Source organism: Parasphingomonas frigoris (assembly GCF_036663815.1).
Classification (GTDB): domain Bacteria; phylum Pseudomonadota; class Alphaproteobacteria; order Sphingomonadales; family Sphingomonadaceae; genus Sphingomonas.
In genome coordinates this window covers 428127-454223 of record NZ_JAXOJQ010000001.1, presented here as the reverse complement: position 1 = coordinate 454223, position 26097 = coordinate 428127, and the positions used below count along the sequence as shown (strand labels likewise).

The 26097-nt window shown below is 66.2% G+C and carries 23 protein-coding genes and 2 tRNA genes; 9 read left to right on the top strand and 16 right to left on the bottom strand.

The window, feature by feature from the left end; genetic code table 11:
* Nucleotides 1-2 precede the first annotated feature (2 nt).
* The 7 genes from gspF to lon form a co-directional block, all read right to left on the bottom strand.
* Complete coding sequence (gene gspF, locus U1872_RS02120) at nucleotides 3-1229, bottom strand: type II secretion system inner membrane protein GspF (RefSeq protein WP_332791215.1); 1227 nt, start codon at nucleotides 1227-1229, stop codon at nucleotides 3-5.
* Nucleotides 1230-1393: 164 nt separating this feature from the next.
* A complete protein-coding gene (locus U1872_RS02115) occupies nucleotides 1394-2902 on the bottom strand; it encodes a GspE/PulE family protein (RefSeq protein ID WP_503653894.1) in 1509 nt (502 codons plus the stop codon).
* A 188-nt stretch (nucleotides 2903-3090) separates the two neighbouring features.
* Complete coding sequence (gspD, locus tag U1872_RS02110) at nucleotides 3091-5340, bottom strand: type II secretion system secretin GspD (RefSeq protein ID WP_332791214.1); 2250 nt, start codon at nucleotides 5338-5340, stop codon at nucleotides 3091-3093.
* Nucleotides 5337-6203 carry a type II secretion system protein N gene (locus tag U1872_RS02105; RefSeq protein WP_332791213.1) on the bottom strand — a complete coding sequence of 289 codons (867 nt, stop codon included), beginning with the start codon at nucleotides 6201-6203 and terminating at the stop codon, nucleotides 5337-5339. The genes gspD and U1872_RS02105 overlap by 4 nt, the downstream gene beginning before the upstream one ends.
* Nucleotides 6204-6407: 204 nt before the next feature.
* Nucleotides 6408-6482: transfer RNA gene (locus tag U1872_RS02100), tRNA-Val, on the bottom strand.
* Between the two features lie 133 nt (nucleotides 6483-6615).
* Entirely contained in the window at nucleotides 6616-6918 is a 303-nt protein-coding gene (locus tag U1872_RS02095) for an HU family DNA-binding protein (protein WP_503654088.1), read from the bottom strand.
* A 129-nt stretch (nucleotides 6919-7047) separates the two neighbouring features.
* The gene (gene lon, locus U1872_RS02090; RefSeq protein ID WP_332791212.1) at nucleotides 7048-9543 is read right to left on the bottom strand and encodes an endopeptidase La; all 2496 of its coding nucleotides are present in this window, start codon (nucleotides 9541-9543) and stop codon (nucleotides 7048-7050) included.
* A gap of 28 nt (nucleotides 9544-9571) precedes the next feature.
* Here lon and U1872_RS02085 point away from each other — a divergent pair, with 28 nt between their 5' ends.
* The 3 genes from U1872_RS02085 to U1872_RS02075 are packed head-to-tail and all read left to right on the top strand — an operon-like array spanning nucleotide 9572 to nucleotide 12712.
* Nucleotides 9572-10297 (top strand): hypothetical protein, encoded by a 726-nt coding sequence (locus tag U1872_RS02085; protein ID WP_332791211.1) that lies wholly within the window; start codon nucleotides 9572-9574, stop codon nucleotides 10295-10297.
* A complete protein-coding gene (locus tag U1872_RS02080; RefSeq protein WP_332791210.1) occupies nucleotides 10294-12057 on the top strand; it encodes a M1 family metallopeptidase in 1764 nt (587 codons plus the stop codon). The genes U1872_RS02085 and U1872_RS02080 overlap by 4 nt, the downstream gene beginning before the upstream one ends.
* A gap of 52 nt (nucleotides 12058-12109) precedes the next feature.
* On the top strand, nucleotides 12110-12712 hold the full coding sequence (locus U1872_RS02075) for a methyltransferase family protein (protein ID WP_332791209.1): 603 nt from the start codon (nucleotides 12110-12112) through the stop codon (nucleotides 12710-12712).
* Here U1872_RS02075 and U1872_RS02070 read toward each other — a convergent pair.
* The 3 genes from U1872_RS02070 to U1872_RS02060 form a co-directional block, all read right to left on the bottom strand.
* Entirely contained in the window at nucleotides 12707-13351 is a 645-nt protein-coding gene (locus U1872_RS02070) for a GNAT family N-acetyltransferase (RefSeq protein ID WP_332791208.1), read from the bottom strand. The genes U1872_RS02075 and U1872_RS02070 overlap by 6 nt on opposite strands.
* A gap of 54 nt (nucleotides 13352-13405) precedes the next feature.
* Entirely contained in the window at nucleotides 13406-14674 is a 1269-nt protein-coding gene (gene clpX / locus U1872_RS02065; RefSeq protein WP_010186846.1) for an ATP-dependent Clp protease ATP-binding subunit ClpX, read from the bottom strand.
* A 145-nt stretch (nucleotides 14675-14819) separates the two neighbouring features.
* Nucleotides 14820-15494: an ATP-dependent Clp protease proteolytic subunit gene (locus U1872_RS02060; RefSeq protein ID WP_133188610.1), complete on the bottom strand. Its 675-nt coding sequence runs from the start codon at nucleotides 15492-15494 to the stop codon at nucleotides 14820-14822.
* A 132-nt stretch (nucleotides 15495-15626) separates the two neighbouring features.
* Here U1872_RS02060 and U1872_RS02055 point away from each other — a divergent pair, with 132 nt between their 5' ends.
* Nucleotides 15627-17258: a hypothetical protein gene (locus tag U1872_RS02055; RefSeq protein WP_332791207.1), complete on the top strand. Its 1632-nt coding sequence runs from the start codon at nucleotides 15627-15629 to the stop codon at nucleotides 17256-17258.
* Here the strand turns inward: U1872_RS02055 and U1872_RS02050 are convergent.
* Nucleotides 17255-18175 carry a glycosyltransferase family 2 protein gene (locus U1872_RS02050; protein WP_332791206.1) on the bottom strand — a complete coding sequence of 307 codons (921 nt, stop codon included), beginning with the start codon at nucleotides 18173-18175 and terminating at the stop codon, nucleotides 17255-17257. The genes U1872_RS02055 and U1872_RS02050 overlap by 4 nt on opposite strands.
* A gap of 104 nt (nucleotides 18176-18279) precedes the next feature.
* Here U1872_RS02050 and U1872_RS02045 point away from each other — a divergent pair, with 104 nt between their 5' ends.
* Nucleotides 18280-18873 carry a DUF4328 domain-containing protein gene (locus U1872_RS02045; RefSeq protein WP_332791205.1) on the top strand — a complete coding sequence of 198 codons (594 nt, stop codon included), beginning with the start codon at nucleotides 18280-18282 and terminating at the stop codon, nucleotides 18871-18873.
* Nucleotides 18874-18960: 87 nt separating this feature from the next.
* Here the strand turns inward: U1872_RS02045 and tig are convergent, their stop codons facing one another.
* Nucleotides 18961-20613, bottom strand: coding sequence for a trigger factor (gene tig, locus U1872_RS02040; protein WP_332791204.1), 1653 nt, complete (start codon nucleotides 20611-20613; stop codon nucleotides 18961-18963).
* 63 nt (nucleotides 20614-20676) lie between these two features.
* A tRNA-Leu gene (locus U1872_RS02035) sits at nucleotides 20677-20761 on the bottom strand.
* 132 nt (nucleotides 20762-20893) lie between these two features.
* Here U1872_RS02035 and U1872_RS02030 point away from each other — a divergent pair.
* From U1872_RS02030 to U1872_RS02015, 4 genes are all read left to right on the top strand, one after another.
* A complete protein-coding gene (locus U1872_RS02030; RefSeq protein WP_332791203.1) occupies nucleotides 20894-21073 on the top strand; it encodes a hypothetical protein in 180 nt (59 codons plus the stop codon).
* Entirely contained in the window at nucleotides 21070-21279 is a 210-nt protein-coding gene (locus U1872_RS02025) for a hypothetical protein (RefSeq protein ID WP_332791202.1), read from the top strand. The genes U1872_RS02030 and U1872_RS02025 overlap by 4 nt, the downstream gene beginning before the upstream one ends.
* Before the next feature lie 260 nt (nucleotides 21280-21539).
* Nucleotides 21540-21986 (top strand): hypothetical protein, encoded by a 447-nt coding sequence (locus U1872_RS02020; protein WP_332791201.1) that lies wholly within the window; start codon nucleotides 21540-21542, stop codon nucleotides 21984-21986.
* Nucleotides 21987-22042: 56 nt separating this feature from the next.
* Nucleotides 22043-22693, top strand: coding sequence for a hypothetical protein (locus U1872_RS02015; RefSeq protein ID WP_332791200.1), 651 nt, complete (start codon nucleotides 22043-22045; stop codon nucleotides 22691-22693).
* Between the two features lie 46 nt (nucleotides 22694-22739).
* Here U1872_RS02015 and gatB read toward each other — a convergent pair whose 3' ends face one another.
* From gatB to gatC, 3 genes are all read right to left on the bottom strand, one after another.
* Nucleotides 22740-24212 carry an Asp-tRNA(Asn)/Glu-tRNA(Gln) amidotransferase subunit GatB gene (gene gatB, locus U1872_RS02010; protein WP_332791199.1) on the bottom strand — a complete coding sequence of 491 codons (1473 nt, stop codon included), beginning with the start codon at nucleotides 24210-24212 and terminating at the stop codon, nucleotides 22740-22742.
* A 71-nt stretch (nucleotides 24213-24283) separates the two neighbouring features.
* Entirely contained in the window at nucleotides 24284-25768 is a 1485-nt protein-coding gene (gatA, locus tag U1872_RS02005; protein ID WP_332791198.1) for an Asp-tRNA(Asn)/Glu-tRNA(Gln) amidotransferase subunit GatA, read from the bottom strand.
* The gene (gene gatC, locus U1872_RS02000) at nucleotides 25768-26070 is read right to left on the bottom strand and encodes an Asp-tRNA(Asn)/Glu-tRNA(Gln) amidotransferase subunit GatC (protein WP_140851808.1); all 303 of its coding nucleotides are present in this window, start codon (nucleotides 26068-26070) and stop codon (nucleotides 25768-25770) included. Before gatC ends, gatA begins: the two co-directional genes overlap by 1 nt.
* Nucleotides 26071-26097: the final 27 nt, after the last annotated feature.

Sequence of the window (26097 nt, the reverse complement as noted above, 5' to 3'; positions counted from 1 at the left end):
CCTCATTGTCCGGCAAGCGTGTTGAGCTGCAGGATCGGCAGCAGGATCGATAGCACGATCGTCGCGACGACACCCCCCATCACGACGATGATGATCGGCTCGAGCAGCGACAACGCGGTCGTGGTGAAGCGATCGAACTCGCGCTCGAGATATTCGGCGGCGCGTTCGAGCATGTCGTCGAGCTGCCCCGCCGTTTCCCCCGACGCAGCCAGATACGTCAGCAGCGGGGGAAAGACGCCCGCACGGCGCATCGCCGCCGACAGGCTGCCGCCGCCGCGGATCGATTCGATGATCTCGTCCGACGCCTGCTTGAGCCGCAGATTGTGGATCGTGCTGCCGGTCAGCGTCAGCCCTTCGAGCAAGGGCAAGCGGCTGGCGACCATCGTCGCGAGCGTGCGCGCCATGCGCGCGGCGTGGAGATCGCGGAACAGGCGGCCGAGGATCGGCAGTTTGAGGATCCAGCTATCGAAGCCGAGCTTGATCCGCGGGTTCTTCAGCGCGCGCCACGATCCGAAGCCAGTGAGCAGGATGACGAGCAGGATCGCCCACCAATAGCCGACCATGAAATTGGACAGCCCCATCACGACGCGCGTGAGGAACGGGAGCTGCTGCCCGACGGTGTCGAACTGTTCGACCACCTGCGGCACGACGAACACCATCAGCGCGGTGACCACCGCCATCGCCACGACCGCGAGAACCGCGGGGTAAGCGAGTGTCGTGATGATCTTGCCGTTGATCTCGGCCTGGCGCTCGAGCAGCACCGAGAGGCGTTCGAGGATGACGGGCAGCGAACCCGAGCTCTCGCCCGCCGACACCATCGCGCGGTAGAGCGACGGGAAGCTCTTGCCCTCGCGCGCCATCGCCTCGTGCAGGCGGCGCCCCTCGACGACGCCGGCATGGACCGATTCGACGATCGCGCGGACATGCGGCTGCTCGGTCTGGCGCGAGATCGTACGCAGCGATTCCTCGAGCGGCGAGACGCGGTTGAGCGTGGCGAGCTGGCGCGTGAAGAGCGTGAGCTGCTTGGTGCTCATCTTCTTGGAGCCCAGGCGCAAGTCGGAGAGGAGCGGCTTGCCCTTGGTGGAGCGGCCCGAGCCGGGCTCGACCTTGACGACATAGAGCCGGCGACGGTCGAGCAATACGCGCGCAGCGTCGATGGAAGGTGCGGCGATCGCCCCGCGTGTTTCGCGGCCCTTCGTGTCGATCGCGAGGTAATCGAAGTCAGGCATGATGCCTCCCCTCCCTGGAAGGGAGGGGTTGGGGGTGGGTCGGCCTAGGGCGGGCGTCCACCTCTCCACGGGCGGGCGAATCCCCGCTGTTGCAGGCGTCGACCGCGCCGCGGGCCGACCCACCCCCGGCCCCTCCCTTCCAGGGAGGGGAGGAAGAAGCGACCTCACTCACGTACAATTTCCGGCACCACCATCGGAGCCTCGGCATCGGCCATATCGCGCCGCGACACGCGTACCGCTTCCTCCGCCGTCGTCACCCCATCGCGCACCAACTGCCGCGCCGCCGACCCCAAGGTCGGCGCATGCAGGAACGCATGCCGCGCGATCAGCGCTTCGTCGCCGCCGTCGTTGATCAGCCGCCGCACCGTCTCGTCGATGCGGATCGCCTCATACACTCCGACGCGGCCTTTATAGCCCGTCCCCTGGCACTGCTCGCATCCCACCGCCTGATAGACGATCGCGCCCGGCTCGAAGCCGAGCAGCGCCGCCACCGATGCATCCGCCGCCACCGGCCGCCGGCACACCTCGCACAAGCGCCGCACCAAGCGCTGCGCAATCACCGCGCGCAGTGTCGATGCCAGCAGGAACGGTTCGACTTTCATGTCGCGCATCCGCGTGATCGCGCCGACCGCGTCGTTGGTGTGCACCGTGGACAGCACCAGATGCCCGGTCAGCGAGGCCTGCACCGCGATCTCGGCGGTCTCGCGGTCGCGGATTTCGCCGACCATCACGACATCGGGATCCTGCCGCAGGATCGCGCGCAGCCCCGCGGCAAAGGTCAGTCCGACCTTGGCGTTGACCTGCGTCTGCCCGACGCCCTCCATCGCATATTCGACGGGATCCTCGACCGTCAGGATGTTGCGGCTGCCATCGTTGAGCAGCCGCATTGAGGCGTAGAGCGTCGTCGTCTTGCCCGAGCCGGTCGGCCCGGTGACGAGGATGATCCCGTTGGGCTCGGTGATCGCGTCCTTGAGCAACTGGTTGATCGCCGCGGTCATGCCGAGCACGTCGAGCGTGATCCCGGCATTCTCCTTGTCGAGAATACGCAGCACCACGCGCTCGCCCGCGCGGCTCGGCAATGTGGACACGCGGACGTCGAGCAGCTTGCCGCCGAGCGTCAGCCCGATCCGCCCATCCTGCGGCACGCGCCGCTCGGCAATGTCGAGCCGTGCCATCACTTTCACGCGGCTGACGACGACGGGGGCTACGTGCGGCGGCATCCGCAGCGTCTCGCGCAACACCCCGTCGATTCGCATCCGTACAACGAGGCCGGTCTCGTACGGCTCGATATGGATGTCCGACACGCCGTTTCGCGCGGCATCGGCGATGATGCCGTTGATCAGGCGGATCGCGGGGGCATCGTCGGCGGTGTCGAGCAGATCGTCAGCGGTCGGCAGATGGTCGGCGAGCAGGTCGAGCTCGTCGCCGAGGCCGAGCGTGCCTGCCGCCATCGCCGCAGCCTGGCCGTCCATCGCATAGGCCTCGGACAACAAGCGGTCGAATTCGGTCGGGGTGACGAAGCCGACGTCGAACGGGCGCGCTAGGTGGCGTCGCAGCTCGAGGAGGACCTTCGGGTCGGCGCCTTCGCGCATCGCGACGGTGAGCTGCTCGTGGGTCGGGTCGAGGACGACGCCGAAGCGGCGCGCGAAGGCGTAGGGGATACTGGCCGGCAAAAACTCGGGCGACAGGACTCCCCTCCCGCTTGCGGGAGGGGCGCCACTTTCCCCCCTCCCGCTTGCGGGAGGGGTTGGGGGAGGGTCTGTCACCGCTACAGACGGCACGATGGAGGCACGCCCCTCCCCTGGCCCCTCCCGCAAGCGGGAGGGGGATAAGAAGGAAGCGGAGGGCTCGTCCCCCGCCATTACCGGTCCCGCTTCGTACGGATCACCGTGCTCGAGCTCCGCTGCACCGGGACCATGATCCGCGGATCCTCGATATTTCCGGGCACCGGCGCGCTCGGGATCGGCGGGGCGGCGCCCATGTAATCGCGCACCAATTGGTCGATCGACGGTTCGTCATTGGGCATCGCCAGACCCTGCTGGAGCCGCAGATAGCCATAACGCTGCTCGGTCAGCTTGCGGCTGTCCTCCGCGCTGCGCAGGATCGTCGGGCGGATGAAGATCATCAGATTGGTCTTGGTGCGCGACTTGGCCTTCGAGCGGAACAGATTGCCCAGCCCCGGAATGTCGCCGAGCAGCGGGATCTTCTCGATCGTCCGCCGCTCATTATCGTCGAGCAAGCCGCTGATCACCGCGATGTCGCCATCGTCGACGGTGCGAATCGTCTCGACCTCGCGCTTGTTGAGAATGAGGTCGCTGTTGGTGGTCGACACCGGCCCGGCGATCGAGCTGACCTCGAGCCGCAGGTTGAGCTTGACCGTCCCGCTCGAATTGACCTGCGGGCGTACCGTCAACTCGATGCCGACATTCTCGCGCTGCGTCGTCTGGAAGGCATTGTCGAAATTGGTCGACAGCGCCTTGCCGGTGGTGATCGGGATCTCCTGCCCGACCAGGCTGTGCGCCTCCTGATTGTCGAGCATCACCAGATGCGGCACCTGCAGCAGGTTCGAGGTCGTGTCGCTCTTCACCGCGTTGATGATCGAGCCAAACACCGTGTCGCCGATCTTGCCCGCCCAGCCGCCGAAGCCGCCGCTCGCACCGAGGATCGACGATAGCGCGCTTTGCGTCAGCGAATCGCTCGCCGCGCTGTTGGTGCTGGTGGTGACGGTCGCGCCGTTGATCGTCGTCGTCGTCGTCGACAGCTGGCGCGCGCCGATCGCGCCGGCGATCGTCAGCAGGCTGGGCGCGCTGTTCTTGAAGCTCGACGCGGCGAACACCCCGCCGGTGATGTTGGCGATCGCGAACTGCGCGCCGAGCGAGCTCGCCGTCTGGTCCGACACTTCGGCGACGATCGCCTCGACCAGCACCTGTTCGCGCCGCGTATCGAGCTGGCGCACAACATCGGCGAGCTGGCGCTGCACCTCGGCGGGCGCGGCGATGACGATTGCGTTCGCCCCGACGAAGCGCGTTACCACCGAGGCGGTGCGTCCGCCCGCGGTGATCGCGGTCTGCGACGGCGTGTTGCCGCTCGATCCGCTGTCCTGCTGCACCACCGGGGTGTTGGCCGGGCGCGATACCGGGTTCGATCCCGTGCTTCCGCCCGACTGGCTGTTGTTGCCGAAGTTCGACGCCGACAATTGCTGGTTGGTGATCGGCGATGGCGTCTGGCCGACGAGCTGCTGCAGCACGGGCAGCAACTGCTCGGCATCGGCATTTTCGAGGAAGATCACCTTGATCTCGGTGCCGTTCTTGGCGCGACGGTCGAGATCCTCGGCGACCGCCGCGAGGCGCGACACCGACGCCGCATCGCTGCGGATCGCGACCGAATTGGAGCTGGTCACCGCGACGACGCTGACGCCGCCGCCCGCCGCACCTGGCGCCCCCCCGCCGGGTGCTGTGCCGCCGTTCCCCGCGCCGCCGCCTGCGCCCTGGCCGGCCAGCGATTGCAACGCGGTTGCGATCTCGCGCGCGCCGGCATTCTTGAGCGCGACGATGCGGGTCGTGGCATTGTCGGTGTCGATCCGGCGCAGCACTTCGCGCACGCGGCGGACATTGTCGGCGAAATCGACGATCACCAGGCTGTTGCCGCCGCGATTGGCGGTGACCGAGCCTTGCGGCGAGATCAACCCGCGCACCGTGTCGACCGCGGTCGATGCCTCGATCGCGCGCAGGCGCACGACCTCGGTGACATAGCTGTTGCTCGCTGCACCGCGCGTGCCGAGCCGGCTCGGTTGCGATGCGGCAGTGTCGGTCGGCTGGATGCGGAACGCGCCATTGGTGGTCGGTACCGCGACGAGGCCGTTGGCGCGCAGCGTCGAGAGGAAGATCTCGAAATATTGCGACTTGCTGACCGGATGGTCGGTAACGACGGTCACCTTGCCCGCGACCCGCGCGTCGATGATGAAGGTGCGCCCGGTGACGCGCGCGGCATCGGCGATGAACGCGCGGATATCGGCATCGCGCACGTTCATCGTCTGTTGCGCATGCGCGGTCGCGGCGAGCGTGATCGCCAGGAGGGGGGCCAGAACCGGCGCCAGTTTCGGTGTTTTCATTGCCCCGCAATCGTGATGACGAGTGGTACGATGGTGCCGCCGCGTTCGACCGAGATAGCGAGCGTGCCGCCCTTTGCATATTGTGCACCGAGCCGGTCGAGATCGGCCTGGCTGCCGACCGGCTTGCCGCCGATCTGCGTCACGACGTCACCGTCGCGCAAGCCCGCCGCGCGAAAGGCCCCGCCGGTGCCTTGCGACCGCACCGTCAGCCCGCTGACCCGGCCATCGTCGATCCGCGGGATGAAGCCGACGTCGGAACGCAATTGGGCATAAGTGAGGCCACGCGCGCCGCCCGGCGGCGGCGCGCCTGCCAGGGTGGCAGGGGTGACAGCGCCGGCGCCGATCAACGTCGGGCCGGCCGGCAGCGCGGGCGCCACCGGGGCTTGCTCGCTCTGGACGAGAAACAGGTCTTCGGACGCGCCGCCGCGATCGATCGTGACATGGTCGAACGCGACCGCCTTGAGCCGGACGCCGGGCTGGATCTCCTGCCCGACCGCGATGCTCTGCTGGACGCCGTCGGGGCCGGCGATGATCGCCGATCCGCCGCCCTGCGCCTCGTCAATGCGGATGCCGAACAGCGTCAGCTGCAAGGTCGTGACGACCGCTGGCCCCGCGGCATCGCCGCCGCTCAACCGATAGAAGGGATCGAAGCCGCGCAGGATCGCCTCGGGCGAGCCCGGAAGCGCGCCTTGCTCGGCCCGCCAGATCCCGACCGGGCCGACCGGGGTGAACACCGCCCAGACCAGCCGCGCGCTCTGCACCGCAAGCCCTGCGATCAACAGCACCTCGAGCGCCGAATAGACCGTCGTCGCGGGTACTCGCCTTAAAAAGGCCCGCGCGCGCGCGTCCAAAACCAAGCGCATGTGGTACTCTTCTCCGATCGCATCGCCGTTCGAAGGCCGACGTTACAGGGCGACGACGTCGCTGTGAACCACGAACCGCGCGCGCGCGCGATGAGTGTGCGCAGGCACCAGATATGAGATCACCCAAGGGTTTCGTGAACGCCCCGGCCGTAGCCGGCACATGCGAAAAGCCGCCCGACCCTTGCGGATCCGGCGGCCTGGATATGGTGGGCGCGGCAAGGATTGAACTTGCGACCCCACCCGTGTGAAGGGTGTGCTCTACCACTGAGCTACGCGCCCGCTGCATGCAGCCCCGGCGAGCGGGGCGATGCGAAACGGATAAGGGCGGCGTTTCCGCCGCCCGTCTGTCAGTCCCTTAAAACGAGCATGTGGTGCTTGTCCAGCACCCGCACGCCAATTTCGTCAGCCAATCTCAGTTGACCGAGTCCTTGAGGCCCTTGCCGGCCTTGAACTTCGGCTGCGACGAAGCCTTGATCGTCATCGGCTCGCCAGTACGCGGGTTACGACCGGTCGAGGCCTTGCGCTTGCTCACCGAGAAGGTGCCGAAACCGACGAGGCGGACTTCATCGCCCTTCTTGAGCGCGGCGGAGACCGCGTCGAACACGGCCTCGACGGCTTTGCTCGCATCACCCTTGGTCAGACCCGACGTGTCAGCCACCGTCGCGATCAATTCCTGCTTGTTCATCGCCACCAAACCCCCGTTTACATTTCGAATTCTGTACAAATGATTCCCGGGCAAAGCCGGTGGCGCAGTAAGGCGGCTCGAAGCGGGGCTGTCAAAGCAAAACAGCGCCGCCGCCTTGGAAAAGCGGCGGAAAACCGACGATTGCAGCCTGTTTTGCGATCAGTGGTGCAATTCGCCACCGATCGCCGGGACTCCCGCAGGCGGTTGCGCGGCAAGATCGTCCGCCTCGGTCCAATCGATCGGCGTCAACGGGCCGGTCAGCGCCAGGCGCAGCACCTCGTCGACATGCGCCACCGGGATGATCTTGAGGCCGTCGCGGATGTTGGCGGGAATGTCCGCCAGATCCTTCTCATTCTCCTGCGGGATCAGCACCGTGGTGATGCCACCGCGCAGCGCCGCGAGCAGTTTCTCCTTCAACCCGCCGATCGGAAGCACGCGACCGCGGAGCGTGACTTCGCCGGTCATCGCGATGTCGCGGCGCACCGCCACACCGGTCAGCGTCGAGACGATCGCGGTGACGATGCCGATCCCCGCCGACGGACCATCCTTGGGCACAGCACCTTCGGGCAGATGGATGTGGATGTCCTTGCGCGCGAAGATGCTCGGCTTGATCCCGTACGACGGCGAGCGCGCCTTGATGAAGCTGAACGCGGTCTCGATCGATTCCTTCATCACGTCGCCCAGCTTGCCGGTGATCTTGGCCTGGCCGCGCCCGGGCACGGTGACGCTTTCGATCGTCAGCAATTCTCCACCGACCTCGGTCCAGGCGAGCCCGGTGACCGCGCCGATCTGATTCTCTTCCTCGCCGAGGCCGTGACGATACTTCTTCACACCGGCGAAGTCGGACAGATTGTCTGGTGTCACGGTGACGCTCGTCGTCTTGCCCTCGAGGATCTGGCGCAGCGCCTTGCGCGCCAGCTTGGCGATCTCGCGCTCGAGCGTGCGGACACCGGCTTCGCGCGTATAGTATTGGATCAGCGCGCGCAGCCCCTCGGTGGTGAGCGTAAACTCGCCGTCCTTCAGACCATGCGCCTCGATCTGCTTGGCGATGAGGTGCCGCTCCGCGATTTCAACCTTCTCGTCCTCGGTATACCCCTCGAGCCGAATGATCTCCATCCGGTCGAGCAACGCCTGCGGCAGGTTGAGCGAGTTGGCCGTCGTCACGAACATGATGTCCGACAGGTCGACGTCGATCTCGAGATAGTGATCCTGGAACTTGCCGTTCTGTTCGGGGTCGAGCACCTCGAGCAGCGCCGACGCTGGATCGCCGCGGAAATCCTGGCCGAGCTTATCGATCTCGTCGAGCAGGAACAGCGGATTGCTGGTGCCGGCCTTCTTGAGGTTGGTCACGATCTTGCCCGGCAGCGAGCCGATGTAAGTCCGGCGATGCCCGCGAATCTCGGCTTCGTCGCGCACGCCGCCGAGCGATTGGCGAATGAACTCGCGGCCCGTCGCCTTGGCGATCGACTTGCCGAGCGAGGTCTTGCCGACGCCCGGAGGCCCGACGAGGCACAGGATCGGCCCCTTCAGCTTGTTGGTGCGCGCCTGCACCGCGAGATATTCGATGATCCGGTCTTTGACCTTCTCGAGCGCATAATGGTCCTCGTCGAGCACCGCCTGCGCCGCCGAGATGTCCTTGCGGATCTTCGACTTCTTGCCCCACGGCAGGCCGAGCAGCACGTCGAGATAGTTACGCACGACGGTCGCCTCGGCGCTCATCGGCGCCATCGTCTTGAGCTTCTTGAGCTCGGACGTCGCCTTGGAGCGCGCCTCCTTGCTCAGCTTCATCGTCGCGATCTTCTGCGTCAGCTCGGCAATCTCGTCGCCTTCGCCGTCATCGCTCTCGTTGCCGAGTTCGCGCTGGATCGCCTTCAACTGCTCGTTGAGATAATATTCGCGCTGGGTCTTCTCCATCTGGCGCTTGACCCGCGACTTGATCTTCTTCTCGACCTGCAGGACGCCGAGTTCGCCTTCCATGAAGGCGAACACCATCTCGAGCCGCTTGGCCGGATCGCGCTCGATCAGCAGCGCCTGCTTGTCGCTGACCTTGACCTGGATGTTGGCGGCGACCGCGTCGGCGAGCTTCGAGGCGTCCTCAATCTCGCCGAGCTGGACCGCGGTCTCGGCGGGCAGCTTGCGGTTGAGCTTGGCGTAATTCTCGAACTGATCGATCACCGAGCGCATCAGCGCCTTGAGATCGGGGCTGAGATCATCGGGGGCGAGATTGCCGACGCTCTCACCCAGCTCGGCGCTGGCGGCAGCGAGATCGGCCTCCCCCGCATCGCCTTCGAGCATCTCGACTTCAGCCGAGAGATACCCGTCGTTCTGGACAAGCGTGGTCAGCGCGGCGCGATGCTTGCCCTCGACGAGCACGCGGACGGTGCCATCGGGCAGCTTGAGCAATTGCAGCACGACCGCGGTCACGCCGATCTCGTACAGGTCATCGCGCTCGGGGTCGTCCTCGCTGGGATCGAGCTGCGCCACCAGGAAAATTTCCTTGTCGGCCGCCATCGCGGCTTCCAGGGCTGCGACCGACTTGTCGCGACCGACGAACAGCGGCACGATCATGTTGGGAAACACGACGATATCGCGCAGCGGCAGGACCGGATACGCCTGAGCGGGGGACACGGAAGGGGTGGAAGAATCTAGGGTCATGGATACTCCGAGGTCGCGCCAGGGACGCGTGCTTGATCTCTTATATGGGGCGGATTGCCAATCCATCAATCGTCGTGGGCTTTTCGGTGGCTTTGTCGGGCTGTGTGCGCTGCCGGGCGCGCTCGCGGCGGCACCCGCGCGCCGCGCCGAGCCAGTCTCGCGCGCGCTCGCGGCGGCGGGCGGACGCGACCTGCTGACACGCGTTCGCGTGCTGTCGTGGAGCGGGCGGGCGCGAATGCTGCTCGGCAGCGTCCCGGTCGAGCTGATGGTCGAAACCCGGATCGAACCCTTCGCACGCGCCCGATCGGACAGCTGGCTGGTGACCGAAGGACGTGAAGCGGCGCGCAGCGTGATGGTCGAGCGGGACAGTGCCTTCGTCGTACAGTACGGCGCGCAGACGCCGTTGCCGCCGGCGCAGGCGCAGTTCGAGCGTCAGCGGCTCGGCGCCTACGGCTATCTTCTGCTCGCCCCCGCCTTCGTGAGCGCAAGCAGCGCGCAGCGGCTCAATGCGGTGCGCGACGGATATCCGCCGATCGCGCTGACGCTCGCCGCCGACGGGCGGATCGCCACCGCTGACTATGCGATCGCCGCGCCCGACCCCGACGCCGCCGCGGTGCGCCAGCATTTCCGCTTCACCGGCAGCGTCGCTGCACAAGGCGTGCGCTATCCCCGGCAAATCAGCGTAACCGAGAATGGCCGCGAGTCGCTGCGGCTGACGATCACCGATTTCTCCGTGGACCTGACCGCCGCATGATTGCTTTCCGTATCGCCCTGCTGTGCGGCTGCCTCGCGCTGACCGCCGCGAGCCCGCCCCAAAGCCTGCCCGGAGCCTTGCCCGGCCCCCTGCCCGGCAAGGGCGAGCCCGCGCTGACCGCGCAGACGCAGAAATCGGGCGGGGCGATCGACCCCGACCAGAGTCGGCTGAGCTTCGATGCCGCCGACCTCGCCTTCGAGCTGCTACCCGAGACCGAGACACTGCGCGGGATCGCGACGCTGCGCTTCACCGCCAAGGCCCCGCTTACGCGGCTGACGGTCGATCTCGACCGCAACCTGCCGGTCGACGCGATCGCGATCGACGGGACCGCGCTCGCGCCCGCGGCCTGGAGCAACCCCGAGGGCAAGGTCGTCATCACGCTGCCCCGCGCGATCCCGACCGGCGGGCATGTCACGGCGCGGATCAGCTACGGCGGGACGCCGCACATCGCGGTCAACGCGCCGTGGGACGACGGCATGGTCTGGTCGAAGACGCCGAGCGGCGCGCCGTGGTTCGCGACCACCGCCGAGGCCTCGGGCTGCGACCTGTTCTGGCCATGCCTCGATTTTCCGACCGGCGAACCCGGCGTGGTGACGCTCCACATCACCGTCCCCAAGGGGTTGAAGGCGCCTTCCAACGGCGTGCTGCTCGGCGTCGACACGCGCGCCGACGGCCGCACGACGTGGAACTGGCGCGTCAAGCATCCCAACACCTACGGCATCGCGCTCAACGTCGGGCCGTATGAGGAAATCTCCGGGGTCTACAAGAGCCGCTACGGCAACAGCATCCCGCTGGCCTATTGGTACCTGCCCGGCGAGGAGGTTCAGGCGCGCGGCCTGTTCGCCGAGTTCGCGCCGACACTCGATTTCTTCGAACGCGAGATCGGCCCCTACCCGTTCGGCGACGAGAAGGTCGGCGTGGTCGAGACACCGCACAAGGGCATGGAGCATCAGACGATCAACGCCTACGGCAATGGCTATGCCAAGGCGCCCGAGGGGTTCGACTGGCTGTGCCAGCACGAATTCGCCCACGAATATTTCGGCAATCAGGTGACCGCGGCCAATTGGGACGATTATTGGATCCACGAGGGGTACGGCAGCTACATGCAGCCACTCTACGGCCGCTGGCGCGAGGGCGAGGCGCGCTACGCGACGATGCTCGCCGACCAGCGCAGCAAGATCGCCAATCTGCGCCCACTCGTTTCCGGCAAGCAGCGCGACGAGGGCGAGGTCTACGATCTGTCGAAGGGCGGCCCCGGGCAGGACATCTATTACAAGGGCTCGTGGATGCTCCACAGCCTGCGCACGCTGATCGGCGACGCTAAGTTCCGCGACGTCACGCGCCTGCTGCTCTACGGGCGGCTCGATCCCCGGCCAGGCAATTTCGTCCCGCGTTTCTCGTCAAGCGCCGAATATGAGCGGGTCGTGCGGCGCGTCACCGGCAAGGATTATGGCTGGTTCTTCGACGTCTATCTGCGCCAGGCGGCGCTCCCCGAGCTGATCGAGACGCGGAGCGGATCGCATCTCACGCTGCGCTGGCAGGCGCCGGGCGGGCGCGTCTTCCCGATGCCGGTCGACGTCCAGGTCGACGGGCGGATCGTGCGGCTGGCGATGGCCGGCGGCGTCGGCAGCCTCGCTGTGCCACGCCAGGCGCATGTGGTGATCGACCCGCAGGCCAAGCTGCTGCGGCGCTCGGTCGCGATCGAGCAATATCAGGCGTGGCGCGATGCCGCGGCGAAGCGCCCCAAGCCGACCAATTGACAGACGAGCGTGTTATAATAATAGTACAGTCCCTGGTGTTAGGAAGACCGCGATGCCTTTCATCCCGCTCGATCCGGTTGGTTTTCCCGGGATCGCCGCTCTGGCGATCGGCCTGCTCGCCGGGTTCGTCGCGCTGATGCGCGCCCGCGCCCGCGGACGGGCGATGCCCAAGAGCGAGGATGCGGCGCGGCGCAATGCCTCGATCCTGTGGATCGTCGTGCAGGGCATCGGCATCGGCATTGCCGGTTTCGGACCGATCCGCTTCGCGCTCCCCGCCGACTCGGCGAAAGCGATCGTCGAAGCTGTCGCCATCCTCGCACTGATGCTCGCCGCAACCTGGCTGTTCGATGCTTCTTCGCGCGCGATGGGACGCAACTGGGCGCTCGTCGCCCGCACCCGCGACGACGGTCAGCTGGTCGAATCGGGGCCGTTCGCTTGGATCCGCAATCCGATCTACGTCGCGCTCGCCTTGGTGATGGTCGCGATGGCGATCGCCTACGGCCATTCGCGCAACCTGCTGGTGGCAGCCCCAATCTTCGCGCTCGGCACCTGGATGCGCGTGCGGCATGAGGAGGCGGTGCTGCGGGCGACGTTCGGGCCGGCGTTCGATCGCTATGCGGCGCGGGTGAAACGGTTCGTGCCGGGGGTGCTATGACCCGGCCGGTCGCTGCATCGACCAGAAGCGCGGGCCGCCCTTGGGGACGCTCCATTCCGCGGTGAGCTCGAAACCGAGCGCGCGGTAGAAGGGCAAGTTTCGTTCGGTCGCGGTCTCGAGATAGGCTGGCAGGCCGCTGCCGGCGATGCGGTCGAGCCCGGCGCGGACCGCTGCCGCGCCCAATCCCCTCCCCTGCGCCGCCGGATCGCAACCCGCGATATGCAGATACCAGCAGGGTTCGGCCGGAAAATGCGCCTGGATCGCGCTGGAGACCGCCAGCGCGCGGCCGATCGCCCCGCCGAGTGCGCGCCACATCGGCCAGGCGTGGAGCAGCATGTCGAGCACACCGTCAGCGGCGCGCCCGGGCGCGCGCCACAGCGTCGTCGCCTCGCCGCCCGCCGTCACCAGGCGAATGCCGTTGGCCACCTCGGCATCGAACAGCAGGGTAAACAGCCGCGGCAATCGCACCGCACGGTCGGCGGGATCGGGAAAGACGTACGACATCGCCGGATCCTCCGCGAAGGCCCGCGCCAGCAGCGCGGCGATCCGCGCGCGATCGACGGTTCCGGCCACCCGCACGCCACCGGCCAGATCCACGGTAGTCGCGGGAAGCCCGCTGGCGCGATCCGGAAAGATCATTCTTCCCGTCCCTGCCGGAGCGCCCCGCCCCGCGAGGGGGCGGGGCTGACCGACCTACGCCGCGCCGGCGCCGGCCTTTTCCTTCTTGCCATAGACACGAATCGGCTCCTTGCGGCCCTCGATCACGTCCTTGTCGATCATCACTTCCTCGACGCTGTCCATGCCGGGCAGGTCGAACATCGTATCGAGCAGGATTCCCTCGAGGATCGAGCGCAGCCCGCGCGCGCCGGTCTTGCGATCGATCGCCTTCTTGGCGACCGAGACGAGCGCCTCGTCGGTGAAGCCGAGCTTGACCGCCTCCATGTCGAACAGCTTCTGATACTGCTTGACCAGAGCGTTCTTCGGCTCGGTCAGGATCGTCACCAGCGCCGGCACGTCGAGATCCTCGAGCGTCGCGATCACGGGCAGACGGCCGACGAACTCGGGGATCAGGCCGAACTTGAGCAGATCCTCGGGCTCGACCGCCTTGAGCGTCTCGCCAGTGCGGCGTTCCTCAGGGCTGGCGACATAGGCGCCGAAGCCGATCGACTTGCCCTGCAGGCGGTCGCCGATGATCTTCTCGAGGCCGCTGAACGCGCCGCCGCAGATGAACAGGATATTGGTCGTGTCGACCTGCAGGAATTCCTGCTGCGGATGCTTGCGGCCGCCCTGCGGCGGAACGCTCGCGGTGGTGCCTTCCATCAGCTTGAGCAGAGCCTGCTGGACGCCTTCGCCCGACACGTCGCGCGTGATCGACGGGTTCTCGGCCTTGCGGCTGATCTTGTCGATCTCGTCGATATAGACGATCCCGCGCTGCGCCCGCTCGACATTGTAATCGGACGCCTGAAGCAGCTTGAGGATGATGTTCTCGACGTCCTCGCCCACGTAGCCGGCTTCGGTCAGCGTCGTCGCATCGGCCATCGTGAACGGCACGTCGAGGATGCGCGCGAGCGTCTGGGCGAGCAGCGTCTTGCCGCAGCCGGTCGGCCCGACGAGAAGGATGTTCGACTTGGCGAGCTCGACGTCGGCGCCCTTCTGGCCGTGGTTGAGGCGCTTGTAATGGTTGTGGACCGCCACCGAGAGCACGCGCTTGGCGCGCTTCTGGCCGATCACATAATCGTCGAGCACGTCGCAGATTTCCTGCGGCGTGGGCACGCCGCCGTCTTTCTTCGAGACGAGCGCCGACTTGGTCTCCTCGCGGATGATGTCGTTGCACAGTTCAACGCATTCATCGCAGATGAACACGGTTGGCCCGGCAATGAGCTTGCGCACCTCATGCTGCGACTTGCCGCAGAAGGAGCAATAAAGCGTGCTCTTCGAGTCGCCGCCGCTGAGCTTCGTCATTCTAACCATCCTTGGCGCCACCAACGGGCGCACATATGCGGAGCGTCCATCCTAGACCGCCCTCGCGCAATCCGACAATCACCAAAATCGTCGTATGAATACGGTGATGGGACGCCAGACGACGCCCCACCCCCTGGAAATTCCCTTAAGCCGAGGTCAGCGCGGGCGGCGTGCTCGAATCGTCGGGCAGTGCCGGACGCTTGTCGAACACCTGGTCGACCAGGCCGAAATCCTTGGCTTCATGCGCCTCGAGGAACGTATCGCGATCCATCGCCCGCTCGATTTCCTCGAGCGGCTTGCCGGTGTACTGCGCGTACAGCGCATTCATCCGGTTCTTGATGCGCTGGATTTCCTTGGCCTGAATCTGGATGTCCGAGGCCATGCCCTGCGCCCCGCCCGACGGCTGGTGGATCATGATCCGGGCGTTGGTCAGCGCGACGCGCATGCCGGGCTCGCCGGCTGCCAGCAGGAAGCTGCCCATCGAGGCGGCCTGCCCCATGCACACCGTGCCGACGCGCGGACGGATATATTGCATCGTGTCATGGATCGCCATGCCTGCCGTGACGACGCCGCCCGGCGAGTTGATGTACATGAAGATGTCCTTCTTGGGGTTCTCGGACTCCAGGAAGAGCAACTGCGCCGAGATGACCGAGGCCATATGATCCTCGACCCCGCCGGTCACGAAGATGATTCGTTCGCGCAGCAGCCGCGAATAAATGTCGAAGCTGCGCTCGCCGCGGTTGGATTGCTCGATGACGATCGGAACCAGACCATCGTTGATCGGGGCCAGGAAATCGCCGGTGTCGAACGGATTGCGCATGAAGGAGCCTTCTTTTAGGAATACGGAGCGAACATCGGGCGGCGGAGAGCGGAGATCAAGACCCTAACCGGTGGCGTACCCCATGCGGCTGCCGATTTCCTCGAGCGCAATGCCGGGTGGCGCCGTGCGATCGTGGCCGCAATCCTGTTGCTGTGCCTTCTCGTCTTCTTTCGCGACGCCCTGCTGTCGCGCTTCGTTTTGCTCTATGGCGACAGTTACGACGGCGGGATCGAGGTTTCGCTGCTCAATCACTGGTACAACGTCTTCGTCCATGGTGCACGCTGGAACCTCACCGGCTGGTTCGCGCCGCAGGACGATACGATCGGTTATAACGACACCGATATAATCCCCGGCATCCCGTTCACGATCGCGCGGCTGGCGGGGGCCGACCCGTTCCTCGCCGCGTTCGTGTCGCACGTCGCGATGAAGGTGGTTGGGTTTGCCGGCATGTACGCCCTGCTGCGCCGCGGTCTCGCCATCCGCACACCACTGGCGCTGGCTGGCGCGGCGATCTTCGCCACCAGCAATGCATCGCTGCTGCACATGCATCACGCCCAGTTGCTGACGGTCGGCCTCGTGCCGTGGCTGATGCTCGCCGCGATCGGCACCGTCCGCGCGGCGATCGCCGATGCTCCACCCGCGCTGTGGCGCAACGGCCTGGCGTTTGCGATCCTGTTCGGCGTGGCGGCGCTCAACGCCTTCTACATGGTGTGGTTCTTCGCGCTGTTCGCGATGCTGTTCGTGCCGATCGGGCTGGCCGTGGCCGATGCCGCGACGCGCACGATGCTGTGGCGCGCGGCGCGCCGGCATGGCTGGCGGATCGCCGGCGTGGCCGCCGCCACCATCGTAGCGCTCGTTCCATTCCTGCTGGTCTATCTCCCCAAGCTCGCCGAAAGTGGCGGGCATGATTTCCTGCGCGACGTGATGCGCTACCTCCCGATCCGGGATACCTTCGTCAACGTCGGTCCGGGCAACCTCGTCTGGGGGCAAATCCTGCCGAACGCGCGGTTCAGCCCCGGCGAGCACAGGTTCGGCTTCCCGCTCGGCCTGCTGGTCGGCACGCTGATCGCGATCCGCTGGTCGGCGCGCCATCAGCGCGCCGCCCCGCTGATGCTCGCGATCGCGCTGACGACGACGGTGCTCGCGTTGCTCGCGATACGCTGGAGCATCATGGGGTCACTCTGGTGGCTGGTGTATGAGGTCGTGCCCGGCGTTCGCTCGGTGCGCGTGATCACGCGCCTGCTGCTGTTCCTGCTCATACCGATGATCGCGCTGCTGATGATGGCGCTGCAGCGCTGGAGACTCCCGCCGGCTGTGCTCGCGATCGCGATCGCCTTCCTGCTGCTCGAAGAGGTCCAGCTTGCGGCGCCGCTGGCGCTCGACCGGCCAGCGCTGCTGCGGATGCTGCGCGACATCGGTCCGCCGCCCGCGGACTGCGACACCTTCTTCGTCGTCTCCGCGCGCCCCGCCGACGCTCCGCTCCAGGCCGAGGCAGACCAGATCGGCACCGCGTGGGGCGCGAGCCGCCCCAACGACCTGCTCGGGCTCTATCGCCACAATGTCGATGCGATGCTGCTCGCCTCTTATTATGACCGTCCGACGATCAACGGCGTCTCGACCTTCAATCCGCCCGACTGGAAATTCGACCATCCCGAAGCGGCCGACTATACGGCGCGCGTGCGCCGCTATGCGAAGGTGCATCACCTCGGCCAGCTCTGCGGCCTCGACCGCCGCCGCACGCCGCGGTGGTTCGCCTTGCGCTAGGACGCTGCCGGAAAGCTCAGATAGGCGAGACGTCGCACTTCGCGCCGACCGCGGACCACCGTATCCAGGATCAGCCCGGTAAAGACGCACAACGCCCCGAGAATGGTGAGCCCGGTGACCAGCACCGCGGTCGGCAGGCGCGGCACGAGATGGGTGTGCATGTAGGTGACGATCAGCGGAATGCCGAGCGCCAGCACCGCGAGCGCCAGCACCGCCGCGATGATGCCGAAGAACAGCAAGGGCCGCTCGATCCGGTAGAGCGTGATGATCGTGCGCGCGATGCGGAAGCCGTCGCGATAGGTGCTGAGCTTCGATTCGGAGCCTTCGGGCCGCGCGAAATAGGCGGTCTCGATCTCGCCGACCGGCATCTTGAGCTCGAGCGCATGGACGCTGATCTCGGTCTCGATCTCGAATCCCGACGACAGCACCGGGAAGCTCTTGACGAAGCGCCGCGAGAAGACGCGGTAGCCCGAGAAGATGTCGGTGAAGCTGCGCCCGAAGAGCTGCGCGAGCATCCCCGTCATCGCCTTGTTGCCGAGCACATGGCCCCGACGATAGGCGGCGGTGACCTGCGTCACGCGGCTGCCGACGACCATGTCGAGCTGCTCGTCGAGCAGGCGCGCGACCAACGCCGGCGCGGCGGTCGCGTCGTAGGTCGCGTCGCCATCGGCCATCACGTAAATGTCGGCATCGACGTCGGCGAACATCCGCCGCACGACGTTGCCCTTGCCCTGCATCCGCTCGGTGCGGACGATCGCGCCTGCCGCGCGCGCCACCGCCACCGTGTCGTCGCGGCTATTGTTGTCATAGACGTAGATCGTCGCCTCGGGCAGCGCGGCGCGGAAGCCGGCGACGGTCTGCGCGATGGCAGCGCCTTCGTTGTAGCAGGGCAGCAGGACGGCGATACGGGATGTCATGCCGCCGCCTTAGAGGCGAATCGGCTGCGGTTCGACTGTTTTGTGATTTGACGCATCGCGCGGACCCCTCGATACGTTTGCAATCGCTTCTGGGGGGAAAAGAGATGCAGATCCGCGACTTGCGGCCGTTGACGATGCTGGTCGCCGGCATGGTGGCGATCGGCGCACTGTGGACACCGCTCGTGCTCGGCACCGCGCTGCTCGCGCCCGCCGCCTTCGCCGCGCACGTCACGCCGATCGCGCAGTCGGTCGACCTGGCGCAGACCCTCTTCAAGCTGCTGACCACGATCCTATTCGCGATCTGGATCTATCAGGCGGGGCAGAATTTGCGGGCGGCGGGGTTCGACGACCTGCAATTCACGCCCGGCGCAAGAATCTGGTGGTTCGCGGTGCCGGTCGCCAATCTGTTCAAGCCGTTCGAGGGGATGCGCGAGTTGTGGAACGCGAGCCACGAGCGCTATCCTTACTCCGAAAGCGGCCTGCTCGTGTCGCTGTGGTGGGCGTGCTACCTGCTCGTCAGTTTCGCGCGATCGTTCATGCGGCTGTTCGCCGGCATCAAGGGTTCGGCCACGGGCGAGTTGTGGCTGGCCTCACCGATCGAAATCGCGCTGGCGATCACCGCGATCCTGTTGATCTGGAACATTGCGAAAGCCCAACTCGGCCTGCGCGGCGATCGGCTCGAGGCGGTGTTCGCCTAGCGACACGCCCGAAACGACGACGCCCCCCGGATGCTGGATCCGGAGGGCGTCGCCGTCATCGTATCTTTCGGGCTCGCGCCCGGCGGATCACTCCGCCTTTTCGGCCGCTGCCTTCTTCTTGGCGGCAGGCTTCTTCGCAGGAGCCGGCGCAGCATCTTCAGCCACAGCGGCGTCTTCTGCAGGAGCAGGAGCAGCCTTCTTGGCCGGCGCCTTCTTGGTCGCGGCCTTCTTCACCGGCTCTGCCTCGACGAGATCGTCGCTGGATGCTGCCGGCTCGATGTCGGCCGCTTCCATTTTCTTGGCGTCACCCGCCCCGGCGTCGGCCGCAGGCTTAGCCTTCTTGGTCGCGGCCTTCTTGGCCTTGGGCTTGTGGTTGTCGTGATCGTGCGTGTGCGTGCCGCTCGAGAAGCCTTCTTCGCTCTCGATCGCCGCTTCGAGTTCTTCGCGCGTCACTTCGCGGTCCGAAATCTCAGCCTTCTCGAACAGGAAGTCGACGACCTTGTCCTCGTACAGCGGCGCGCGCAGCTGGGCGGCGGCCATCGGCTCCTGCTGGATGTACTGCAGGAAGCGCTGGCGATCGTCGTTGTTATAGTTCTGCGCAGCCTGCGCGATCAGGCGGTTCATTTCCTGCTGGCTGACTTCGACGCCATTGGCCTGGCCGATTTCCGACAGGAGCAGACCAAGGCGCACGCGGCGCTCGGCGATCTTGCGGTAATCGTCGCGCTCGGACTCCATCTCGGCGAGCGCTGCTGCCGGATCTTCCTCATGCGTCGCTTCGTGCTGGAGCTGCTGCCAGATCTGGTCAAATTCGGCTTCGACCATCGACGGCGGCACTTCGAAGTCATGACCCTCGGCGAGCTGGTCGAGCAGCTTGCGCTTCATGTGGGTGCGCGTGAGGCCATTGAGCTCCTGCTCGATCTGGCCCTTCAGGAGACCGGTGAGCTGCTCGAGGCTCTCGAGCCCGAGCGAGGTCGCGAGCGTATCGTCGATCACGCTCTCGCCGGCGGTCTTCACCGCGGTGATGCTGAGGTCGAAGGTCGCGGCCTTGCCGGCCAGTTCCTTGGCCTGATAATCCTCGGGGAAATTCACGTTGATCTGGCGCTCTTCGCCGGTCTTGACGCCGACGACCTGCTCTTCGAAGCCGGGGATCAGACGACCGGTGCCGAGCTCGACCGACATGTCGGTGCCCGTGCCGCCGTCGAAGGCGACGCCGTCGACCTTGCCGACGAAGTCCATCACGACGAGATCGCCCATCTTGGCCTCATGGCCCTCGGCGGCATCGTCCCACTTCTTCTGCTGGTCGGCGAACTTCTGGAGCTGCTCCTGCACGACGGCTTCGTCGGCCGGAACGGTCAGCCGCTCGAGCTTGAGGCCTTCGATCGCCGGAGTCGGCACATCGGGGAGCACTTCGAGCGTCACTGTGATCTGCGCATCGTCACCCAGCTTGAAGCCTTCGGCGAGCTCGACCGAGGGCTGCAGCGCGGGGCGCAGCTTCTGCTCGGCGATCAGCGTCTGGATGCCCTGCTGGATCGAGCTGTTGAGCGCGTCCTGCATCAGCGCCTCGCCGTGCATTTTCCGCACGAGGTTGGCGGGAACCTTGCCGGGGCGGAAGCCGGGCATCTTCACCGTCGGCGCGACGCGCTTCAGCTCGGCATCGACACGCGAGTCGATATCCTTCGCGGTGATCGTCAGCGTGTAGGCGCGCTTGAGGCCTTCGTTCAACGTCTCGACAGTCTGCATTTCAGATCTCACGCCTTTTCAGGATTTTGTTTCGCAGCCCCCACGCCGAATCGCGCGAAAGACTGGTGCGGGCGAAGGGACTCGAACCCCCACATCTTGCGATGGCAGGACCTAAACCTGCTGCGTCTACCAGTTCCGCCACGCCCGCAAGGACACCGCCGGTGTGGGGGGCGTCTATACCAGCCATGCGCCCGGGGGCAAGCGGGCAAACAATCGACACAGACTAGAGGCGCAACCGCTAAGGTGGTGGCGCGTTGATACCTTCTAGAGGAGAGACGATATGGCCAGCACGCCCCCAACCGAACTGCCCCCGATCCCGAGCGATCCCGGCCAGCCCGATTCCGTCCCCACCGAATTGCCGAGCCCGACGCCCGATATCGTCGTGCCCGATCCCGCGGGCGACCCGTCGGGCGATCCGATCCAGCCGACCGACACCGGCCTGACGGGAGATTTCGCGTGAGCGACCGTGACCCGCATCCCGACAGCCTGCCCAAGAACGACAACGACACGCGCAGCCACATCGAACAGGCCGTCGACGCTCGCAAGGATGCGGTCGAACGCGGAGAAGGCGGACGCGAGCCTGATTCCTTTACGTCGCCTGGAATGGAAGACGGTGTTGGCGGCACCGGCGGCGTGGTGAAGAATCAGGACGACGACGCGCAGTAAGCCGCGCTAGTTGCAACACCCTGTATCCCTGTATAAATCCCCCCGGACATATCCGGGGGGATCAGGTGTTGCGTAAGGTTTCGCTCAGTGTGGCAGCCGCACTGATGGCGTTCAGTCCAGCCGCGGCCCAGTCCCCGAGTTCGACAGCGAGTTGCGAGCTCCACATCTGGCCCGGCGCCGGCCTCAATTCGATCTATAGTGGCTGATTCCACGGTGGGATCGTCAATGGGGCGGTTACTGGACGCGATGGCTATCCTATCGTGCCTGCTGCGCCGATCGACACCGCCAATCAAGTCGAGCTGCTCCGGAGCTTGGCTCTGCGCGACCTGCTTCACCTCCCCGACTATCAGCCGATCGTCCATGACGAGGCGTTGCCGAGCAGGGTCATGCGCACGAGCATCTCCCGCATCGCGCCATCGTCGGCGTCCTGTTATGCCGAGTTCGTCGTCGACAGCGTCTTCTTCCAGCAAGACATTGTCGATGGAAGCTATCTCAAGATTCTGTTTCGCTACCGCGACTTCACGACCGACCCGACGCCGCGCCGCGTGTTCAGCACCTGGACCAAGACCAAGCTGACGCTGCTTCCGCCGAAGCCCGGCACCGACATGGATGCCGCTGCCGCCGAATTGCGCGCGGCTTTCGCCCATGACGTCTCACTGTTCGCGGCCGCGCTGTCGAAGCCGCCCAAGGCGAAGACGGCTGGCTAGAGAGCGTTTTGCAAAGAGGGCCGGAAAACGGGCCGAAATCTAAGGGGGAGAATGTAATGACCAACACAGTTCGTCGGATCCTGGGACTTGCCCTCGCGGGCGCCGCGTGCGCGAGCGGTGGCGCCGCCAGCGCCCAAGCGCCGCGGTGTGAGCTCCACATCTGGCCAGCCGAGCGGATGAACTCGGTAACCACCGGCTTGCTCGGCGGCGGGTTGCTCGACGCGGCTCTGCACAGCGGCAAGGACGCCAGCAACAAGGCGCAGTTGGCCAGCGCGCTCGACAGCCCGTCGCAACTCGATGCCCTGCAGTCGCTTAAGCTGACCGAGTTGCTCAACCGCCAGCCTGGCACGGTCATCGTACGCCACGAAACGCCGCTCGAGCGCAAGACGATGAACAAGATCAAGACCCGCCGGTCAGACTCGACCGCGTCTTGCTATTCGGAATTGATCGTCGCCGACGTCTTCTATCAAAAGGCCGCGATCTATGGTCGGTCGCTGCGCACGCTGTTCATGCTGCGCGACTTCGGCAACGACCAGACGATTGATTATGAATATAAAGCGTGGGGTGGCAATGGCTTGAAGCTGTTCCCAGCCAAGGAAGGCGAGGACGCGACCGCCGCGCTCAACGAGCTGGTTTCGGTGTTCGACAAGAATTTCGAGGAATATGCCAACAACGCGCGGAAGGCGATGTCCACGAAGACGGGCTGAACCGCGCCCGGCAGCGGTGCCCGGTCAACCGGGCACCGCTCGTCGCTTAGCCCAGCACCTTCTTCAGCACGTCGTTGACGACGCCGGGATTGGCCTTGCCGCCCATCGCCTTCATCGTCTGGCCGACGAAGAAGCCGAACAGCTTGTCCTTGCCGCCGCGATAATCCGCGACCTTGTCCTCGTTTGCCGCCATCACCTCGGCGATGACGCGCTCGATCTCGCCGGTGTCGCTGGTCTGCTTGAGCCCGCGCTCCTCGACGATCTCGGCAGCGCCCTGCCCGGTTTCGAGCATGATCTCGAACACCTGCTTGGCGAGCGTGCCCGACAGCGTGCCGTCGCCGATCAGGCCGAGCAGTTCGGCGGCCTGATCGGGGCTGACCGGCGAATTCTCGATGTCGCGGCCGGTGCGGTTGAGCGCACCGAACAGCTCCGACGTCGTCCAGTTCGCCGCCGCAACTGGCGCCACGCCCTTGTCGAGCAGCGCATCGAACCAGCGCGCCGCCTCGACCTCGGCGGTCATCACCGCGGCGGCATAGGGCGTGATGCCGAGCGCCTCGTAGCGGCGGCGCTTGGTGTCGGGCAGCTCGGGCAGCGACGCGCGGCATTCTTCGAGGAATGCATCGTCGAGCTCGAGCGGGAGCAGATCGGGATCGGGGAAGTAGCGATAATCGTGCGCGTCTTCCTTCGAGCGCATCGAGCGCGTCTCGTTGCGGTCGGGATCATAGAGCCGCGTTTCCTGGACGATCCGGCCGCCGCTCTCGAGCATTTCGACCTGGCGCTTGGCCTCCTGCTCGACCACCGCCATCACGAAGCGGACCGAGTTGACGTTCTTGGTCTCGGTGCGCGTGCCGAGTTCGTCTCCGGCCTTGCGGACGCTGACGTTGACGTCGGCGCGCATCGAGCCTTCTTCCATGTTGCCGTCGCACGAGCCCACATAGCGCAGAATCGATCTGAGCTTGCGGAGGTAAGCCCCTGCCTCGGCGGGAGAAGCCATGTCGGGCTTCGACACGATCTCCATCAGCGCGACGCCCGAGCGGTTGAGGTCGACGTAGGAGCGCGTCGGATGCTGGTCGTGCATCAGCTTGCCCGCATCCTGCTCGACATGGATCCGCTCGACGCCGATACGCTTGCCCGCGGCATCGGGGTTCTTGTCGTCGAGGCTGATGTCGATCGCGCCCTCGCCGACGATCGGGTGGTAGAGCTGGCTGATCTGATAGCCCTGCGGGAGATCGGCGTAGAAATAGTTCTTGCGGTCGAAGCGCGACCATTTGTTGATCTGCGCGTCGATCGCCATGCCGGTGCGCACCGCCTGGCGGATGCATTCGCGGTTGGGAACGGGCAGCATGCCGGGCATCGCGGCGTCGACCAGCGACACCTGCGTGTTGGGCTCGGCGCCGAACGCGGTCGCCGCGCCCGAGAAGAGCTTGGCGTTCGAGGTCACCTGCGCGTGGACTTCGAGGCCGACCACGACCTCCCAGTCGCCGGTTTCGCCGCGGATCGTGTATTTGGTGTCAGTCATGACCTAAATTCCGTTCGGGCTCGGGGTGTCGACGCCCTGCCCGTCTTTGCCCGAAGTGAAGGAGAGAGCGATCACCACCACGCCTCGGCGCGAGCGGTGAACCCGGCGCGCTGCTCGAGCGCGAGCCCGGCATTGAGCACGCCTTGCTCGTCGAGCGGCTTGCCGATGATCTGCAGGCCGAGCGGCAGGCCGGCGCCGTCGAGGCCACCCGGCACCGACATCGCCGGCAAACCCGCCAGCGAAGACGGCACGGTGAAGACATCGTTCAAATACATTGCGATCGGATCCGCCGACTTCTCGCCCAGCGCGAACGCCGAGGACGGCGCCGTCGGGGTGAGCAGCAGGTCGCACTTCGCCCAAGCCTGTTCGAAATCGCGCGCGATCAGCGTGCGGACCTTCGACGCCTGTGTGAAGTATGCATCGTAAAAGCCTGCCGACAGGACATAAGTCCCGATCATGATACGACGCTTCACCTCGTCGCCGAACCCGTCGGCGCGCGTCGCGGCATACATGTCCTGCAGGCCTGCCCCCTCGGGCAGATCGCGCAGCCCATAGCGCACGCCGTCATAGCGCGCGAGGTTGGACGAGGCTTCCGCCGGCGCGATGATGTAATAGGCCGGCAGTGCATATTTGGTGTGCGGGAGCGAGACCTCGACGATCTCGGCGCCGGCATCCTTGAGCCAGTCGATCCCCTGCTGCCACAGCGCGTCGATCTCGGCGGGCATATTGTCGACGCGATATTCCTTGGGAATACCGATCCGCTTGCCCTTGAGATCGCCCGACAATCCGGCTTCCCATGCGGGCACCGGCAGATCGAGCGAGGTCGCATCCTTCGCGTCGAACCCGCTCATCGCCTCGAGCAGGATCGCGCAGTCGCGCACGTCGCGCGCCATCGGCCCGGCCTGATCGAGCGAGGAGGCGAAGGCGATCGTCCCCCAACGCGAGCACCTGCCATAGGTCGGCTTGATGCCGCTGATGCCGGTGAAGGCGGCGGGCTGGCGGATCGAGCCGCCGGTGTCGGTGCCGGTCGCCGCCGGGCACAGCCGCGCCGCGACCGCCGTCGACGAACCGCCCGACGAGCCGCCGGGCGCGAGCGGGGCGTTACCGCCGTCGCTGCGCCGCCACGGCGAAATCACGTTGCCGAACGCCGAGGTCTCGTTCGACGAGCCCATCGCGAACTGGTCCATGTTGAGCTTGCCGAGCATCCCCGCGCCGGCATCCCACAGATTGGCAGAGACGGTCGACTCGTATTGCGGGGTGAAGCCCTCGAGGATCAGGCTCGCCGCGGTGGTCGGCACGCCCTCGGTGCAGAACAGGTCCTTCATCCCGATCGGCACACCGGCGAGCGGCTTGAGCGTCTCCCCCGCGGCGCGCGCCGCATCGGCGGCGTCGGCGGCGGCCAGCGCATGGTCGGGGGTCTCGACCAGGAAGGCGTTGAGCGCCTTGGCCTTCGAGACATTGGCGATGAACCCTTCGGCGACTTCGCGCGCGGAAAAGGTGCCGGCACGGACGCCATCGCGGATGGCGGCTACGCCGAGATTGGTCAGGTCGGTCATTATTCGATCACCTTGGGCACGGTGAAAAAGCCGTGCTCGGCCTGGGGGGCGTTGGCCAGCACGGCATCACGGATGCCGCCGCCGGTCAGCGGATCGGCATTGACGACATCGTCGCGCAGCCGGAGGTGGTTGGGGATCACCGCGGTCATCGGCGCGACGCCCGTGGTGTCGACCTCGCCCAGTTGCTCGATCCAACCCATGATGTTGTCGAGCTCGGGCGCGATGCGCGCGGCTTGTTCCTCGGTGATCGCAATGCGGGCTAGGCTCGCGATCTTGCTGACGGTGGCGATGGTGACTGGCATGGCCTGCGGCTAGCAGAGCGGCCAAGC